Source organism: Gracilimonas tropica DSM 19535 (genome assembly GCF_000375425.1).
GTDB classification, from domain to species: Bacteria; Bacteroidota; Rhodothermia; order Balneolales; family Balneolaceae; genus Gracilimonas; species Gracilimonas tropica.
Genome location: NZ_AQXG01000041.1, coordinates 1 through 1696 on the forward strand (window position 1 = coordinate 1; position 1696 = coordinate 1696).

General features: G+C 49.8%; 3 protein-coding genes and 1 pseudogene. All 4 read right to left on the reverse strand.

Going from position 1 to position 1696, the window contains the following annotated elements:
* Positions 1-25 precede the first annotated feature (25 nt).
* Positions 26-295 carry a hypothetical protein gene (locus B151_RS0117440; RefSeq protein ID WP_020404913.1) on the reverse strand — a complete coding sequence of 90 codons (270 nt, stop codon included), beginning with the start codon at positions 293-295 and terminating at the stop codon, positions 26-28.
* 2 nt (positions 296-297) lie between these two features.
* Positions 298-621 carry a hypothetical protein gene (locus B151_RS0117445; protein ID WP_020404914.1) on the reverse strand — a complete coding sequence of 108 codons (324 nt, stop codon included), beginning with the start codon at positions 619-621 and terminating at the stop codon, positions 298-300.
* A 12-nt stretch (positions 622-633) separates the two neighbouring features.
* Entirely contained in the window at positions 634-1056 is a 423-nt protein-coding gene (locus tag B151_RS0117450; protein WP_020404915.1) for a hypothetical protein, read from the reverse strand.
* Positions 1057-1059: 3 nt separating this feature from the next.
* Positions 1060-1696 (reverse strand): annotated as a pseudogene (locus tag B151_RS20215) (hypothetical protein); the annotation flags it as partial.

A 1696-nucleotide genomic window follows, 5' to 3' on the forward strand; every position in this document is an offset into this window, starting at 1 on the left:
GATATATCCTGACTGTACGCTCATCTTACCTCCGTAGCAAGCGGTAGCCTACATACAGGCCACCCGCGATTAGCAAGTTGTTTTGGTTATCCAGAATCCACTGCGAAAGTGAAATCGGCTGCTCCTGAAGTCGCTGGCATAGTTTTTTGGCCGTAGGCTTCTCGCCTTCGCCCATTTCAATGACCTGCATATCCGGCTGTTCGTAGGAAGTATCTTCTACCTCCGGGAGTACTACTGGGGCATGACCACCCGGAACGCCACCATCGAGAAATGTTGAATTTCGTCCGGCTTGCATACTTACTTCTTCAAAACTTTGAGTAGAATAATGCCACCACCAATGGCGATGCCTGCTATGCCCGCATACTTAATTAGATCACTAGAACCATTGGATGTCGGTGTGCCTTGGCCTGGATATAATACGGTCGGTTGTCCGCCACCGGACTTGTTCCCACCTTTGTTGACGACCCCATCAATGGTCACCACGGTATCGGTTGCCGTTTTAAGCAGGTCACTGATCGAGGTTAAAGCCGAACCAAATTTGGTTTGGGTGGGCTTGGTAACAGTAGCCGCTTTCTGGTTGAGAAGATCAAAACTGGTGTAACCGCTGGGTTGTTTGGTCATGGGAAGGCCTGCTTATTTAGAAGATTTCTTTTTTCGTTTCAGCATTAAAACCGCCAAAGCAATAGCTCCGGTTAGGGCGACACCACCCACAGCAATGCCTGACTTCATGGTTGAATTGGCCGTTTGCTGGTGCTGAGCGGTCGTCGTTATATTGGTTTGAAGCGCTTGCATCATTTCCTCGCGCTGGCCTTCCCACTGGGCTTTCTTTTGCAGGGAAGCTTCGTGCGCTTTGCATAGCGCCTGACTCTTTTCGCGTTGACGTCGGCAGCTTTTCAGCTTGCCGAACATTTTGCCTTTACAGCTTTGATTGGCGTACCGGCACGGATCGGTTTCTTCCCAGTTGCCGAGTCCCGGACTAAAGGCTACGGCAATCACTGCGTCTTCCTCTCCAATGACAGTATCCTCTAAGGGAATGATAAATACACTTTTACTCATGGTCTATTTGTTTAGAAGCATATACCCGCCGCCGATCAGAACCAGGGTTCCAATGGCAAGTCCGGCATAGAGCCCCATTTTTTTGGTTTTATTTGCTGCTTGTTGTTGAGTAACCCAAACCGGGGAAAGTTGTCCGTAACGGTTCAGTCTTTGAACCGCAGGGGCACCAAGTTCATCTATTATCTGCGCGTAGCGTTGAAGGGTGGCATTGTCTTTTTGGGATAGGCTAATCACCTCGGATTGCACGCCCCGCTGCATAAGGTAGTCTCGCAGGGCTCCACGCAATTGACGCTCATCTTTATCTTTGGCTCCAAATATGCTGGATAGGGTATTTTTTAGCGTCATTCCGGTACTAGCCATTGTGGTAGCCGTGGTAAGTAACGTGATCGGATCAAGCCCCAAACCTTCCGGCATGGCATTGCTGACGTGGCGGGATTTTTTAATGAGCCGCTCGTCAAACACGTAGCCGGGGTATTTCAGTACGGTGGTATCGAATGATTTCCATCCCGTTGGGGATTGGTACACCGCGTAAATATGGTCAAAGTGGCGTCCGGTTCGCGAGACAATACGAAAGCCCGTCTGAATACCTAAACTTTGCAGGAGCGCTGCTCCTAAAATAGCATGATCGTCGCAGTCTCCG